The sequence below is a fragment of the Brevundimonas subvibrioides genome (assembly GCF_027271155.1).
GTDB classification, from domain to species: domain Bacteria; phylum Pseudomonadota; class Alphaproteobacteria; order Caulobacterales; family Caulobacteraceae; genus Brevundimonas; species Brevundimonas subvibrioides_D.
Genome location: NZ_CP114542.1, coordinates 1,083,983 through 1,099,168, shown reverse-complemented (window position 1 = coordinate 1,099,168; position 15,186 = coordinate 1,083,983). Strand labels below are relative to the sequence as shown.

12 protein-coding genes are annotated in these 15,186 nt (G+C 66.6%); 4 read left to right on the top strand and 8 right to left on the bottom strand.

Going from position 1 to position 15,186, the window contains the following annotated elements:
* Positions 1-7: 7 nt before the first annotated feature.
* Positions 8-1,036, bottom strand: coding sequence for an OmpA family protein (locus O3139_RS05450; RefSeq protein ID WP_269515977.1), 1,029 nt, complete (start codon positions 1,034-1,036; stop codon positions 8-10).
* A complete protein-coding gene (locus O3139_RS05445; RefSeq protein WP_269515976.1) occupies positions 1,033-2,151 on the bottom strand; it encodes a hypothetical protein in 1,119 nt (372 codons plus the stop codon). Before O3139_RS05445 ends, O3139_RS05450 begins: the two co-directional genes overlap by 4 nt.
* A gap of 221 nt (positions 2,152-2,372) precedes the next feature.
* On the opposite strand from O3139_RS05445, the gene recA reads away from it, so the two are divergent.
* The gene (gene recA / locus O3139_RS05440) at positions 2,373-3,455 is read left to right on the top strand and encodes a recombinase RecA (protein WP_269516410.1); all 1,083 of its coding nucleotides are present in this window, start codon (positions 2,373-2,375) and stop codon (positions 3,453-3,455) included.
* Positions 3,456-3,656: 201 nt separating this feature from the next.
* Here recA and O3139_RS05435 read toward each other — a convergent pair whose 3' ends face one another.
* Complete coding sequence (locus O3139_RS05435; RefSeq protein ID WP_269515975.1) at positions 3,657-4,007, bottom strand: thiol-disulfide oxidoreductase DCC family protein; 351 nt, start codon at positions 4,005-4,007, stop codon at positions 3,657-3,659.
* Positions 4,008-4,139: 132 nt separating this feature from the next.
* Between O3139_RS05435 and O3139_RS05430 the strand changes: the two genes are divergently transcribed.
* The 3 genes from O3139_RS05430 (at position 4,140) to O3139_RS05420 (ending at position 9,138) form a co-directional block, all read left to right on the top strand.
* Positions 4,140-4,331, top strand: coding sequence for a hypothetical protein (locus tag O3139_RS05430; protein ID WP_269515974.1), 192 nt, complete (start codon positions 4,140-4,142; stop codon positions 4,329-4,331).
* An 81-nt stretch (positions 4,332-4,412) separates the two neighbouring features.
* Positions 4,413-7,058 (top strand): alanine--tRNA ligase, encoded by a 2,646-nt coding sequence (gene alaS / locus O3139_RS05425; protein ID WP_269515973.1) that lies wholly within the window; start codon positions 4,413-4,415, stop codon positions 7,056-7,058.
* A 280-nt stretch (positions 7,059-7,338) separates the two neighbouring features.
* Positions 7,339-9,138, top strand: coding sequence for a DUF885 domain-containing protein (locus O3139_RS05420; RefSeq protein ID WP_269515972.1), 1,800 nt, complete (start codon positions 7,339-7,341; stop codon positions 9,136-9,138).
* 6 nt (positions 9,139-9,144) lie between these two features.
* On the opposite strand, the gene O3139_RS05415 is transcribed toward O3139_RS05420, so the two are convergent.
* The 5 genes from O3139_RS05415 to O3139_RS05395 form a co-directional block, all read right to left on the bottom strand.
* Complete coding sequence (locus tag O3139_RS05415; protein ID WP_269515971.1) at positions 9,145-9,690, bottom strand: DUF2939 domain-containing protein; 546 nt, start codon at positions 9,688-9,690, stop codon at positions 9,145-9,147.
* Complete coding sequence (locus O3139_RS05410) at positions 9,687-10,277, bottom strand: DUF2939 domain-containing protein (RefSeq protein ID WP_269515970.1); 591 nt, start codon at positions 10,275-10,277, stop codon at positions 9,687-9,689. Before O3139_RS05410 ends, O3139_RS05415 begins: the two co-directional genes overlap by 4 nt.
* A gap of 174 nt (positions 10,278-10,451) precedes the next feature.
* Positions 10,452-11,672 carry an NADP-dependent isocitrate dehydrogenase gene (locus O3139_RS05405; protein ID WP_269515969.1) on the bottom strand — a complete coding sequence of 407 codons (1,221 nt, stop codon included), beginning with the start codon at positions 11,670-11,672 and terminating at the stop codon, positions 10,452-10,454.
* 81 nt (positions 11,673-11,753) lie between these two features.
* Positions 11,754-14,228 (bottom strand): TonB-dependent receptor domain-containing protein, encoded by a 2,475-nt coding sequence (locus O3139_RS05400; RefSeq protein WP_269515968.1) that lies wholly within the window; start codon positions 14,226-14,228, stop codon positions 11,754-11,756.
* Positions 14,215-15,171: a FecR family protein gene (locus tag O3139_RS05395; protein ID WP_269515967.1), complete on the bottom strand. Its 957-nt coding sequence runs from the start codon at positions 15,169-15,171 to the stop codon at positions 14,215-14,217. The genes O3139_RS05400 and O3139_RS05395 overlap by 14 nt, the downstream gene beginning before the upstream one ends.
* Positions 15,172-15,186: the final 15 nt, after the last annotated feature.

The following is a 15,186-nucleotide window of genomic DNA, read 5'->3' as shown; positions in this document are numbered from 1 at the left end:
CGCAAGTTCAGAACAGGGCGTTTTCCAAAACCTCAATTGTTACTCGCCTGTTGCCATGAGCTTCGGTCGAAAAATCCCTTGTTTCACCGAATCCGCTGGCTCCGGTGACATGGACGCCTTTATCCCTAAGATAGTTAGCCACTGCAGAGGCTCTCCTTTCACTCAGCGCTAGGTTGAGGGCTCTCGGGCCGCTGGCGTCGGCGAAGCCTTGAACGACCACATTGCCTGATCGCAGGTTGGTTCGGTTGATGAGCCGGTCAATGTCGGCGATCGCAGCGCCCGTGAGCCTGTCGTCAGCCACCTCAAAAAATACGGACAGGTAACCGCCAGGGGGTGATGGCTCCGTTGTGGGATGATCACTTAGAGAAGCGGGGTCATTCGTATCGCCTTCTTCAGCGGAATTACGGTGCTGTTCCAGAGTTTCGATCCGGGTTTGCAGCTGTGAAAGTGTCCCGGCGGTTTCGTTGTGCCTGGACTGAGACTGCGCCGCCAATTCCTCTACCGTTGATCTGGTCGCCAGGTCCGCCCGGGAAATCTCCGCCGTCATGGCAGTCAACAGGCCCTCGGACGTGCCGTCAGAACCGAGCGTTTGCGCGCGCACGGAAATCGCGGCCAGTATCTCTTTTCGGATGCGGTCATCAAGGCTTCCCAGACCCGTCTCCAACAACGCAAGACGGCGGTCGGCGGCTGCAGCGTTGGCCGGGAGATCGGCGACGTATACTGAACTCGACTGACTTAACCGCTCGGCGAAGGCATCGCTGCTGATCTCTCCCAGAGACCATTGTCGACAATGAGCGATCATTCGCTTCAAGGCTTCGAGCCGCTGTTCGGTAATGTCGTTCGCGACATCCCGTCGAAAGTCGAATCCGAGGATCGACAGGAAACCACCAACGTCAATGTCGGAGTTGAGCGAACTTTGCATCTCGTCGCATACGAGTTTGCGATCTGGATCAGCCCGGCTGTAGACGCTGGCCGTCTGGCACCCTTGAGCCAGCAAGGAAAGAACCACGGCGCTCCCGGCGATCAGACCCTTCAAGCCGGAACCTCTCCTCGTGGCCACGCAGGAGATAGCGTTGAAACGGCATTTCCTGCCGCCACCGAGTGTGTTGGCGACGAAGCGGGGTTTGCAGAGAGAGTGGTAGCGGCAGGCGTGGATGGCGCTGAACCGGACGACGTCGCCGAGGTTGCCGGGGCCGCAGGGGTTCCAGACGACGCCGGAGCGACTACGGGCGCTGCGGGATCAGCGGTCGGCGCAGCAGGTGTGTCTTGTGCGACCAACTGCTGTGCGACAGTATTGAGGCACACTAGGTCTGTAATCTGCTGGTTCGTCATTGGCGGCAGCGGCGACTGGAAGATGTCGCGCGGAGCTCCAAGCCAGGGGATGGCGGCCAACTGGCCTTGGCCGCTCAGATACAGGCCGAGATTCGAGCGCAGGCTCTGAAGGCCGTTCAGAACGCGGGTATCGATGGCATAGGGGGACGCGAAGCCTGTTCCGAGGCATCCCCTCGCTGACATCAACGTCCCAACCCGACCCGTCATATAGGTCTGGAAGGTCATGATGACATTGAAATTGAAGCCTGACGGGTTCGTCGGCTGTTCTCCATTGCTCACCGCCCGGGTGACCTGCGCGGTGGTCAGGATCGCGCCAGACTGGGTAAGGAGGGCATTGCGTTGCTCAAGCTCGAACTGCGCCCGCTGAGCGGCTGTCCGTTCCTCGTAGGTGTAGATGTTGGCGAAGAAATTCTGAAGGCGCAGTTCAGCAGCTTCCAGCTCGGTGCGCTTCTCGGGATAAACGTTGATCAGCCTGCAAAAATAGTTTCGCACGACCTTGAAATAGGCGTCGCTTGCGTAAGCGCCGCTGTTCGCTCTGACGAACGCCGCCCGCCCCTGGACAGTGACGGTCGTTCCATCCGGGACGAAGCGCGTGAAGGCTTTGTGTGCCTTCTTAAGGGCTTCGGCGGATATCTCAGCGCCCCCGCCCCCCACAAAGCCGATCCAGCCTACCGAATACGCCGGAGCCCCTTCGCAGTCCCGGTTGAGATTGGCGAGATGGATACGGCCATTGGCTCTGACATAGGGGTTGGACTGGGCCGTCGCCTGATGGGGAAAGACCACGGCAATCAAGGCTAGGATAATCGCAACAGTCTTCATTCGCCCCTCCGATATCCATATCACCGTTACTCAATTGGAACTGACGCTGCAACCGGTCCGCGAAAACGAACTGCATGCCCAATTCGAAAAAGAACATATTGGCAACCGGAACAAATCGTGCACATAGTCCGGCTCACAGGGAGCGGGTCACGGTCATTGGATCGAAGGCGGGCCTCTCCCCCAGGGCGTGAACGGGAATCATGGCAAGGGAGAGTGGCAAGGTGGCATCGCAGGCAGCATTGAAATTGGTGGGCAAGGACGACGGCGACAAGCAGCGCGCGCTGGAGGCGGCGATCGCACAGATCGATCGGGCCTTCGGCAAGGGCTCGGTCATGAAGCTGGGCAAGGGCGGGGTCGCCGACGTGATCCCCTCGGTCTCCACCGGCTCGCTGGGCCTGGACATGGCGCTCGGCATCGGCGGCCTGCCCCGCGGACGGGTGATCGAGGTGTTCGGTCCCGAATCCTCGGGCAAGACGACCCTTGCCCTGCATACCGTGGCCGAGATCCAGAAGTCGGGCGGCACGGCCGCCTTCGTCGATGCCGAACACGCGCTCGACCCCGGCTATGCCCAGAAGCTGGGCGTCAACCTCGACGATCTGCTGGTCTCCCAGCCCGACACGGGCGAGCAGGCGCTGGAGATCGTCGACACCCTGGTGCGGTCGGGGGCCGTGGACATTGTGGTCGTCGATTCCGTCGCCGCCCTGACGCCCCGCGCCGAGATCGAGGGCGAGATGGGCGACAGCCTGCCGGGTCTTCAGGCCCGTCTGATGTCGCAGGCCCTGCGCAAGCTGACCGCCTCCATTTCCAAGTCCAACTGCATCGTCCTGTTCATCAACCAGATCCGTCACAAGATCGGCGTGATGTACGGCTCGCCGGAGACGACGACCGGCGGCAATGCGCTGAAGTTCTACGCCTCTGTGCGTCTCGACATCCGCCGCACCGGCGCGATCAAGGACCGCGACGAGGTCGTGGGCAACACCACCCGGGTCAAGGTCGTCAAGAACAAGGTCGCCCCGCCGTTCCGCGAGGTCATCTTCGACATCATGTACGGCGAGGGCATCTCCAAGCTGGGCGAGATCATCGATCTGGGCGTCAAGGCCGGGATCATCGAGAAGTCCGGCTCCTGGTTCTCCTACGACTCGACCCGCATCGGTCAGGGCCGCGAGAACGTCCGTGCCTTCCTGAAGGCCAACCCCGACATGGCCGATGCGATCGAGCAGAAGGTGCGCCGGTCCACCGACAAGATCGCCGACGAGCTGCTCGGCACGCCCGAGCCCGACGAAGGCCAGGACCTCGAGGGCTGAGCCTCGCCGTCCGGAATGTGCACGAAAGTGCACTGTTTTTTTCCGAGTGCACTTCCCGGTCGTCCCTCCCCATCGAGGGAGGATGAGCGAGACACTCCGTCCGGCTGGTCCCTGCGACCCGCCGCCGACCCCCGCCGGGATCGGGCCGGACGGAGTCAGGCCGTCCGGTGCAAGCCGGACGGCCTTCTTTTCGATCGGCGTTCAGGTCCCGCGCAGGGCCCGCTGCAGCGAAGGCCGGACCCTGAGGAAGGCCAGATACAGGCGCTCCATGAGCGTCAGCACGACGCCATTCCGCGCCAGCTGCCCCAACGGCGCCAGTATCGGGATCGCCCGCCACATGGCCGCGAACGCCTCGGCCCCCGACACCATCCGCCCGTCCTCGCGCGCATGGAACCGGGCCAGCAGTTCGGCGCGGTCGATCGGGCAAACGCCCTGGCCGGTCGCCACGTCGGTGAAGACGATGGCCCCCCGCCGGTCCAGCCGCCGCATCAGGTTGATCTCCCGCCGACACAGCGGACAATCCCCGTCGAACCAGACTTCCAGCCTTGCCATGGCTCCACCCTAGCCCGTCCGGCGACGGCCGTCCCCGCGCCGGGATGCCGCGCACCGTCGATCGGCCTCGCTCATGCCCCCTTCGCGCGCTTCATGCCCTGCATCGCTCCCTCTCCCTCACGGAATCCCGCCATGGCCGAAGACGACATCCAGACCCTGACCCAGTTCAACCTGGCCGAGACCGACGACGGCTATGTGCTCGAGATCGGCGGCCATGCCGGTGGCCTCCTGCGTGTCGCCGCCAGCGCCGAACAGCTCGACGCCATCATTGAAGCCCTCGACGCCCTGCTGTCCGACGAGGATGACGCCATAGACGAGGCTTGATGGCCCACAGGTGATGCCAGCGCCCGAGAAAGCCTATATGAGGCCCCTTCCCGTTCGCCGCTCGCCTGAAGACTGATCGCCATGTCCAGCCTGAAACAGATCCGTTCGACCTTCCTCGACTTCTTTGCGGCCGACGGACACGCCCGGGTCCACTCCGCCCCGCTGGTGCCGCAGAACGATCCGACGCTGATGTTCGTCAATGCGGGCATGGTGCCGTTCAAGGACTATTTCACCGGCGCGGCGACGCCCCCTTACCCGCGCGCGACCTCTTCGCAGAAATGCGTCCGGGCCGGCGGCAAGCACAACGACCTGGACAACGTCGGCTATACGGCGCGCCACCTGACCTTCTTCGAGATGCTGGGGAATTTCTCCTTCGGCGACTATTTCAAGGAACACGCCATCGAACAGGCGTGGAAACTGGTCACCGAAGGGTATGGCCTCGACGCCAAGCGCCTGCTGGTCACCGTCTATATCGACGACGATGAGGCCGCCGCGATCTGGAAGAAGGTGACCGGCTTTTCCGACGACCGGATCATCCGCATCGCCGGCTCCGACAACTTCTGGGCCATGGGCGACTCCGGTCCCTGCGGTCCCTGCACCGAGATCTTCTGGGACTACGGCGACCATGTCGCCGGCGGCCCTCCCGGTTCGCCGGACGAGGACGGCGACCGCTATGTCGAGATCTGGAACAACGTCTTCATGCAGTTCGAGAAGGAGAACGACGAGATCGTTCGCAGCCTTCCCAAGCCCAGCGTCGACACCGGCATGGGTCTGGAGCGGATGACCAGCGTGCTGCAGGGCAAGAACTCGGTGTTCGACACCGACCTGTTCCAGACCCTGATCGCCGCCTCCGAGGACGCCACCTCGACGAAGGCCGAGGGTGACCGCGCTGCCAGCCACCGCGTCATCGCCGACCACCTGCGGTCGTCGTCCTTCCTGATCGCCGACGGGGTCACCCCGTCGAACGAGGGGCGCGGCTATGTCCTGCGCCGCATCATGCGCCGCGCCATGCGCCATGCCCACCTGCTGGGGGCCGCCGATCCGCTGATGCACCGCCTGGTCCCGACCCTGGTCGGCGAAATGGGCGAGGCCTATCCCGAACTGGCCCGCGCCCAGGCCAGCATCGAGGACACGCTGAAACAGGAGGAAATCCGCTTCCGCACCACCCTGGGGCGCGGCATGGGCCTGCTGGAGGACGCCACGGCGGACCTGGCCGAAGGCGGCGTCATCCCCGGCCGCACCGCCTTTACCCTTTACGACACCTATGGCTTCCCGCTGGACCTGACCCAGGACGAGGCGCGCCGTCGCGGCTTCACCGTCGATACCGAGGCCTTCGACGCGGCCATGGAAGAGCAGAAGACCCGCGGCAAGGCCAACTGGAAGGGCTCGGGCCAGACCGCCTCGACCGGCGAATGGCTGGCGCTGAAGGACCGTCTGGGACCGACCGTCTTCACCGGCTACGACGCCGTCGACGGCTCGGGCGAGGTGCTGGCGATCCTGAAGGACGGCACCGCCGCCGACAGCGTCGAGACCGGCGAAACCGCCGAGGTCCTGTTCGACCAGACCCCCTTCTATGGCGAAGGCGGCGGCCAGGCCGGCGATCGCGGCGAGATCGAATGGTCGGGGGGCAGCGCCCGCGTCCTCGATGTCCAGAAGCCGACCGGCGACCTCTATGCCCACACGATCGAGGTCACCTCGGGCACCCTCGCGATCGGCACCCGCACCCAGCTGCGCGCCGCGCCCGATGCGCGCCTGACCACCCGCGCCAACCATTCCGCCGCCCACCTGGTCCATGCGGCGCTGAAGAATGTGCTCGGCCCCCACGTCGCCCAGAAGGGCCAGCTGGTCGATGCCGAGCGCATGCGCTTCGACTTCAGCCACAACGCCCCCCTGACCGAGGACGAGCTGGCCCGGATCGAGACCGAGGTGAATGCGGTCATCCGCCAGAACCTGCCCGCCGAAACGAAGCTGATGGGTCCGCAGGAGGCCATCGAGGCCGGTGCCGTCGCCCTGTTCGGCGAGAAATATGGCGACGAGGTCCGCGTCCTGACCCTGGGTCGCAGCCTGACCGGCGACGCGCCCTATTCCGTCGAACTGTGCGGCGGCACCCATGTGGCCCGCACCGGCGACATCGGCCTGTTCAGGATCACGTCAGAGACCGGCATCGCCGCCGGTATCCGCCGCGTCGAGGCCCTGACCGGCGAGGCCGCCCGCCAGTTCCTGCTGGCCCAGGCCGGCGTGGCCAGATCCCTGGCCCAGACCTTCAAGGTCCAGCCTCTGGACGTCCCCGCCCGCGTCGAGGCCCTGTCAACCGAACGCAAGACGCTGGAGAAACAGGTCGCCGAGCTCAAGAAACAGCTGGCCCTGGGCGGCGGCGGTTCGGCCCCGGCCGCTCCGGAAGAGATCAACGGCATCCGGCTGATCGCCCGCATCCTCGACGGCGTCGACGGCAAGGGTCTGCGCGGCGTGGCCGAGGATTTCAGGAAACAGGTCGGCTCCGGCGTCGTCGCCCTGATCGGCGTGACCGACGGCAAGGCGGCCGTCACCGTCGCCGCGACCAGTGACATCATCGACCGGATCAACGCCGCAGACCTCGCCCGCGCCGCCGTCCTCGCCATGGGCGGCCAGGGCGCCGGCGGCAAGCCCGACTTCGCCCAGGGCGGCGCCCCGGACGGCTCAAAGGCCGAGGCCGGTCTGGCGGCCGTGCGGGCAGCGCTGGCGGGATAAGGCGTCCCCTTCTCCCCTTGCGGGAGAAGGTGCCCCGGAGGGGCGGATGAGGGGTACGAAGACGCGGACAAGGTGGTCGGACAGGCGCTGACCGGCCGGACCGGGTTTCACCCCTCATCCGACCTCGCTTTGCTCGGCCACCTTCTCCCGCAAGGGGAGAAGGAATGTCGGCCCGTGACCCTGCGCATGGCTTCGTTTCCCATCCCTGCGGGACGGGGAGGAGACGGGATTGACGCCGCGACGGTGTTCGGTCCCCATGCCGCCCTCGTTGGGGGACACCATGAAGATCATCGCCGCAGGCCTCGCCGCCCTCCTGTTGACCTCGACCGCCCTGCCCGCCGTGGCCCGGACGACGCCCGCCGAGGTCGCGGCGCCGAGCCCCGATCCGGCGCTGGCGGCCCTGCTCGCGGACTATGAGGCCTTCCTGAAGGCCAACGATCCCATCTCCGCCGGGCAGGAAGGCGACCTGGCCGCCAAGGCCCGGCTGCCCGACCTCTCCCGCGCCGCCGAGGTCGCCCGTCAGGCGCCGCTGGAGGCCTTCCTCGCCCGGGCGAGCGCCCTTCCGACGGACGGTCTGTCGTCGGAGGACCGGCTGAACCGCGACTTCCTGATCTGGGTCCTGAACCGCTCGATCGAGGCGATCGGGTTCGATTCCGGACGCCTGGCCTTCGATTCCGAGGGCGGCCCCGGCCAGACCGCGAACTATCTGGCCTCGGTGACGCGGATCAGCAGCGCTGAGGATGCCGAGGCCTGGCTGGCGCGGCTGGGCGGCTTGCCGACCCTCTATGACGATGCCCTGGCCAATGCGCGACGGGGGCTGGAGACCGGCTTCACCCAGCCGACCTCGGTGGTGGAAAGCTTTCTGGTGTCGCTGAGGAACGAGGTCGCCTTCACGCCCGAAACCGACCCGTTGCTGCGGCCGTTCGCCAGCCTGCCGGCCTCGATCCCGGCGCTGGAACAGGAGGATTTCCGGGCCCGCGCCATGGCCATCGTCGGCGACCGGATCGCGCCGCGCCGTCGCCTCTGGCTGGCCTTCGTCCAGGACGAATACCTGCCGGCGGCCCGGCCCGAGGTCGGCATCGGCTCGCGGCCCGGTGGACGCGCGTATTACGCCTTCCAGGCCCGCAGCTATACGACCACCGACCTGACCCCGGATCAGATCCACCAGATCGGCCTGGACGAGGTCGCCCGCATCCGCGCCCGCATGGACGGGGAAATGCGGGCCTCCGGCTGGACCGGCGATTTCGCCGGCTTCCTGAACCACCTGAGGACCGACCCCCGCTTCTATGCGACGTCGCGCGAGGACATGCTGGAGAAGGCCTCGGAGATGGCCAAACGGGCCGACGGCGGCCTGCCGGCCCTGTTCCGGACCCTGCCGCGCCTGACCTACAATGTCCGGCCCGTGCCGCTGGACATCGAGGACACCTATACGACCGGGCGCTACAACGGCGGCTCGCTCGCCGACGGCGTGCCGGGCGGCTACATCGTCAATACCGGCAAGCTGGACCAGCGGCCGCTGTACGAGCTCCCGGCCCTGACCCTGCACGAGGCGGTCCCCGGCCACCATCTGCAGATCGCCCTGCAGCAGGAGGCAGCCCAGGGCCCCTATTTCCGCCGGAACGTCGACGTCACCGCCTTCACCGAGGGCTGGGGCCTGTATTCGGAGTTCCTCGGCGAGGAGATGGGCTTCTACCGGACCCCGGAAGAACGGTTCGGCCGGCTGTCCTACGAGATGTGGCGGGCCTGCCGGCTGGTGGCCGACACCGGGATGCACTGGATGGGCTGGACGACGGAGCAGGCGCGGGCCTGCTTCACCGACAACTCGGCGCTGGCGCCCCACAACATCGAGACCGAGCTGCAACGCTACATCGGATGGCCGGGTCAGGCCCTGGCCTACAAGATCGGCGAGATCCGTCTGCGGGCCATCCGCACCCGGGCGGAACAGGCCCTGGGCGCGCGGTTCAATGTGCGCGATTTCCACGATGCGCTGCTGGTCGACGGACCCCTGCCGCTGGATCTTCTGGACCAGCGCATGAATGCATGGATCGAGGCGCAGACCGCGTCATCGGACCGGCCCTGAACGGCATCAGCCGGCCGGCAGGTCGATGCCCGTCAGCTTCCAGTCGAACAGGCCCTGACGCGTCAGCAGCAGCTTCAGCGTCTGGTTCGGCCGCTCCACGTTCGTCAGCCGGACGGCGAGGGTGTTCAGGTCCCGATAGCCATAGGTCTGGCGGATGTCAGATCCATCATCCCCGGCCGCAGGCGCCCCGGCGGCACGATCGCCCGGATCGGGCACCCTGGCCGTTCGGACGATGGCCGCGACCGTCGGCGCATTGACCAGGGCATCCACCGCCCCGCCGACCAGCATCGGCCCCAGGATCATGCCCAGACCGCCCAGCCCGCTGTCGCGGACACGCGGATCGGCCTGGGCCCTGGCCATCAGTCGGGCCGTCAGTTCGTCCTTCAGGCTGTCGCGGAACGCGGGGAAGTCGACCAGCCGTTCCAGGGCCGCCTCGTCACCGGCCTCGGCGGCCGTGACCAGGGCGCGTACGGTCAGGATGGGCGAACCGAAATAGGCGACCAGAAAGCCGAGGATCGCCAGGCCGATCAGCCCCTTGAACAGGCCCTTCATCGCTTCGTCTCCGGCGTCGCCTTGGGTGTCGGGGTTGGGGTCGTGCGCGGGGTGGAACCGTCGGGCAGGCCGATATGGACCAGCTTCCATTCATACGGCCCCTTGCGCTCGAAGGTGAAGACGGTGTCGGACCCGCCCCCGTCGGTCACGGCCAACCGGGCGCGGTTGACGCCCCAGTAGGCGGGATGGGGCCAGGGCGCGGCGGCGGCGTCAGGGTCCGACGCGGCCGTCCGGACGGCGGCATAGCGTCCCTCGCCCCGCATCAGGCCGTCGATGGCGTCAGGGGTCAAATAGGCGTCGGGGTCGGGCCCCTGCGGCGCGACCGTCTCCTCGAACTGGCGGCGGAAGGCGCCGATGGGGTCGTTCATGAAGGACGGCGGCGGCGTCAGGGCCTCGGGGCGGTTCGACAGCTGGGGGCGCAGCGACGCCCGCACCGCGTCGAAATCCACCAGCCGCTGCAGCCCGGCGACATCGTCCGACCGGGCCGCCGACCTTATGCCGAAAAACACCACGGCCGGCGCCGCGAAAAACGACACGACCGCCAGCGCGATGGCGATCAGCACCAGCCTGCCCGGAATAGTCTTCACGCGGTGGTCTCCCCCTCCTCCGGCCGAGACGGCATGAATGCACGAGGTTAACGAAGGGTCCAAGGCGCAAGCGCATGGCCTGAGACAACAGGGGCCCGCTGTCACCAGCGAGCCCCGTTGCGGTCGGCACGGCCCCGCATCCAGGCAGAGAGCCGTGCTGCGAGCGATCGCGCCCTAACCCAGGTCGGGCAGCGCGGCCTTCAGGTTCTCGGCGACCTTGTCGAGGAAGCCCTCGGTGGTCAGCCAGCCCTGCTGGTCCCCGACCAGAAGCGCCAGATCCTTGGTCATGTACCCGGCCTCGACCGTCTCGACCACGACACGTTCCAGCGTCTCGGCGAAGGTGGCCAGTTCGGCATTGTCATCCAGCTTGGCCCGGTGGGCAAAGCCCCGCGTCCAGGCATAGATCGAGGCGATGGAGTTGGTCGAGGTCGCCTCGCCTTTCTGATGCTGGCGATAGTGACGGGTCACGGTGCCGTGGGCGGCCTCGGATTCCAGCACTTTGCCGTCCGGCGTCAGCAGGACCGACGTCATCAGGCCCAGCGAGCCGAAGCCCTGGGCCACGATGTCGGACTGGACGTCGCCGTCGTAGTTCTTGCACGCCCAGACGAAGCCGCCCGACCATTTGATCGCCGCGGCCACCATGTCGTCGATCAGACGGTGCTCATAGGTCAGGCCCCTGGCCTTGAACTCGGCAGCATAGTGCGCGTCGAACACGGCCTGGAAGATATCCTTGAAGCGCCCGTCATAGGCTTTCAGGATGGTGTTCTTGGTCGACAGATAGACCGGATAGTTCCGCTGCAGGCCGAAGGCGAAGCTGGCGTGGGCGAAATCGGTGATCGAGTCGTCCAGATTGTACATGCCCATGGCCACGCCGGCCGAGGGGAAGTCGAACACCTCGTAGTTCAGCTCCTGGCCGTCGCTGCCGACCCATTTCATGGTCAGCTTGCCGGGACCGGGGACCTTGAAGTCGGTGGCCTTGTACTGGTCGCCGAAGGCATGGCGGCCGACGACGATCGGCTGGGTCCAGCCGGGCACCAGGCGCGGCACGTTCGAGCAGATGATCGGCTCGCGGAAGACCACGCCGCCCAGGATGTTGCGGATCGTGCCGTTGGGCGACTTCCACATCTTCTTGAGACCGAACTCCGCCACGCGGGCCTCGTCCGGGGTGATGGTGGCGCATTTCACGCCGACGCCGTGCTTCTGGATCGCGTGGGCCGCATCGATCGTGACCTGATCGTCGGTGGCGTCGCGGTTCTCCATCGACAGGTCGTAGTAGTCGAGTTTCAGGTCGACGAACGGGAAGACCAGCTTGTCCTTGATCCACTGCCAGATGATGCGGGTCATCTCGTCGCCGTCGATGTCGACGATGGGGTTGGCGACCTGGATCTTGGCCATGGGGCGGTCCTTGCGTGCTGGATATTCAGGGGGTGGCGGGCGGTATAGCGACGCGGCGGCCGCGAGGCAAAGGCGAAGCGTCTAGCGCCTGAACGTAAGGGTCAGACCCCCCGTAATCGGCCGCAGCGGCGTGCTGGCCAACGCCTCTGGCAGGCGGAAGGGGTCGCCATACGAGAAGGTGTTGGCTTCGGTATCGAACGGGTTGTCGATGAAGGCGGTGGCCGACCACCGCCGCGCCTCCACACCGATCGACGCACGTCCGGTCACATATTCGCCCATACGATAGCGTTTCGCCGCATCAAAGGTCAGCCGCGACTCGCCGACATAGGCCACCGTCGCCTGCCCGATCAGGTTCAGGCCGCGACCGATCGGTCGGCGATACTCGGCGGAGATGTTGGCCGAGCTTTCCGGCACGCCGGGCAGGCCGGCGTTGAGGCGAGAGTTGAAGCCCGGGCTCGGGTTCGTGATCTCCGGGTGCGCCAGAAGCCCGTTGGCACGGATTTGCAGGTCTGGCGTCGCCTGCCAGTTGACCTCGACTTCCAGACCGGCGTTCCGTCCGTCGCCGACGTTGACGGCATAGGACAGGCCGCTGGCCAGGAATTGATCGCTCTGAACATCATGCCAATCGGCCAGGAATGCCGTCGCGCGCGCCTGAACGCGGCCGTGCCATAGCTGCACCTTGGCTCCCAGCTCGTAGTTGGTCAGGGTGTCGGGCGAATACTGGCGCGCGGGATTGCCCAGTTGTCCATTGAACGACTGCCCGGACGGACCCGCGGTGTTGAAGCCTCCGGATCGTCGGCCCTGGCTGATCAGTCCGTAGAGGTTCAGCACGTCGTTGGGCTGCCAGGACAGCGAGACCATGGGCGACAGGGTCGTCGTCCTGTCGTCACCGCTGAACCGTCGGATCGCGCCGCGGTGCGTAACGCTGGACGTCACCCGCTGATCGAAGGTCGACAGGCGGGCACCGGTCGTCAGGGTCCAGTCGGACGTCAGGTCCAGGCTGACCTGGCCAAAGGCAGCGAGCTCGCTGGTCCGATCGCGTCGCACTTCGCGATAGATCGTCGTCTCGACCGTGCGCAGCGCCTGCACCTGGCTGTCCACGCGCGTCGTCCCGCTGGAATAGAAGGCGCCGCCGGTCCAGCGCCACCGTCCCAGAGGTCTTGAGGCATAGCTGATATCGACCGTCGTCAGGTCGGTGTGCTGAAAATCGTCCAAGGCACCGAGGGTCGCACTCGAGCCGAACGATCGAAGGGCGCTGGATGCATCGTACCGGCTCGCGAACCTGTGCCGGACCGAAGCGACGGTGACGTCGATCTGGCCCCATTCGCCGCGCCCGCTGAGTCCGGCGTGCATCTCGTCGAAGGTATTCCGATGCGGCTCGCGGACCAGGTTGGCCCGGGTCAGACCGCCCAGGGTGCGGTAGATATAATGGGTGTCCTCGGTCTTGATCGTCTGGCGAACGACCCCGAGATTGGCGGACCAGTCGTCCGTCAGCCGCCGGATCAGCGAAAATCGTCCGCCCCGCCGCGCGCCTTCGTTGACGCGGGGCGTGGCCAGGCTGATGTCGTTGATATAGCCCCCGAACCGCTCTTCGTAGACCAAACCCCTAAGCGCCAGATCGCCACCGAACAGAGGCAGGTTGGCCACAACGGATTCGTCGCGGTTCTCGCCGCCCTGCCGCGTCCAGGACCGGCCGAGCGACACGCCCAGATCGGCGCGAAAGGGTTCCGGCCCGCGCGGCACGATCCGGACGACGCCGCCGATCGGACCTGTTCCATAGAGCGTTCCCTGAGGTCCCCGCAAAACCTCGACCCGATCGACGTCGATCAGCTTCAGGTCCGGATCGGGGGCGCTGTAGGTCAGTGGAACGCGGTCCAGATACAGGCCCACGGTCGAATGGGTCAGGCCGGTGAAGGTCCCGTCCGACATGCCCCGCAGCAGGATCTTGTTGCGCCCTGAGCCGAGGTTGGTGACCGTCATGCCCGGCACCAGGGCGTCGAGGCCGATCATGTCGGTGACCCCGGCAAGACGCAGGCGATCCTCGTCCAGCCCACTGAGGCTGGTGGCCGACACCTGGGCCCGGCCGATCTGGCGTTCTGCCGTGACGATGATGTCCGACAACTCGACCGCCCTCTCGACCGGCGGGGGCGTGGCCGATGGGGCCGGCGCGGGTCGGGACGGGGGGGGCGGCACGGCGACCGGACCAGCCGTTGCGACGCGTCGGATGAGAATGGCTCCGCTCGACGACAGGGTCCAGCCGCAACCCGAACCCTGCAGGACCCGGCCCAGCGCCTGATCCAGCGTCATCGTCCCCCGCACGGTCGGGCTGATGGACCGACATTGCGCCATGTCGCCGCCGAGGGACCGGCGTGACTGCAGGGCCACCTGCAGCAGGGCCTCCTCGACCCTCTGACGCGGGATGTTGAAGGTCAGGGGGACGGACGATCGCGGCAGCACCTGCGCCAGGGTCGGGCCTGCGACCGACAGCGTCAGGACAGTGGCGAAACCGAAAACCCGGGCTGTCGGGCGTGCACCCCGGTGGTCAGTCCTGGCCACGCAATGTCAGGCGGACCTCGGTCGAGGACCGACTGACACGGATCGGTAGAAGATCCTCCAGCTGCCTCGCCATCGTCGCCTCGTCTCCGACCTGCAGAACGCCGGTGAACATCACGCGCTTTGCAGGATCACCAACAATAACAGGCTTGTCGAGATAACGCGACAGGTCGTCGGCGACGGTCGAAAGGGAGGCGTTTCGATAGATGAGCGTACCCTGGGTCCAGGCGAGCGCCTCGTCCGGCGACAGGCTGGAATGAACGGGCCGCGCCTCGCCCACGCGTTCGATGGCCTGGCCTGCGGTCAGGCGTGAACCGGCGTCGTCGGGTCCCGTATCAACGTCCACAGAACCCCTCTGCACCGCCACGCGATAGCGGCCCTTGTGGCTCAGGACATCAAAGGCGGTGCCGAGGACACGAACGGAGCGCTGTCCCGACGACACCACAAAAGGCCGATCGGGGCGATGAACGACGTCGAAGGCGGCCTCGCCTTCGTCCAGTGTCACGGCGCGCTGCCCGGCGGTCATCGCCACCGACATGCGGCTGTGGCGATTGAGATGGACGCTGGACCCGTCCTTCAGCACCACGACCCGGGCCGCATCGGTCGTCACAAAGGTCTGCGGCCGGGCGGACAGATTGATCCAGAGACCTGCCGCCAGGACCAGGGATGCCGCAATCGCGAAAGTTGGAGCCAATCGCCGCGTCGCCGACACGCGCCGCACCGGAAGCCGCCGGCGCGCGGCCGGCCCAGGCGCGACGATCCCGGGCGCTCCAGCCCCTTCCTCCAGATCCAGCCACAACCGCTCGAGGGCGTCGTACTGCCGCGCGTGTTCAGGATCGGCTTCCAGCCAGTCCCGGAACGCCAGCCATGCGCCTTCTTCAGCGCCATCGTCGCGCAAGGCGGCGAACCAGCGGAGAGCCTGATCGTGGACGGAGGCGTCGGTCATGGATGCCGGGGCTGT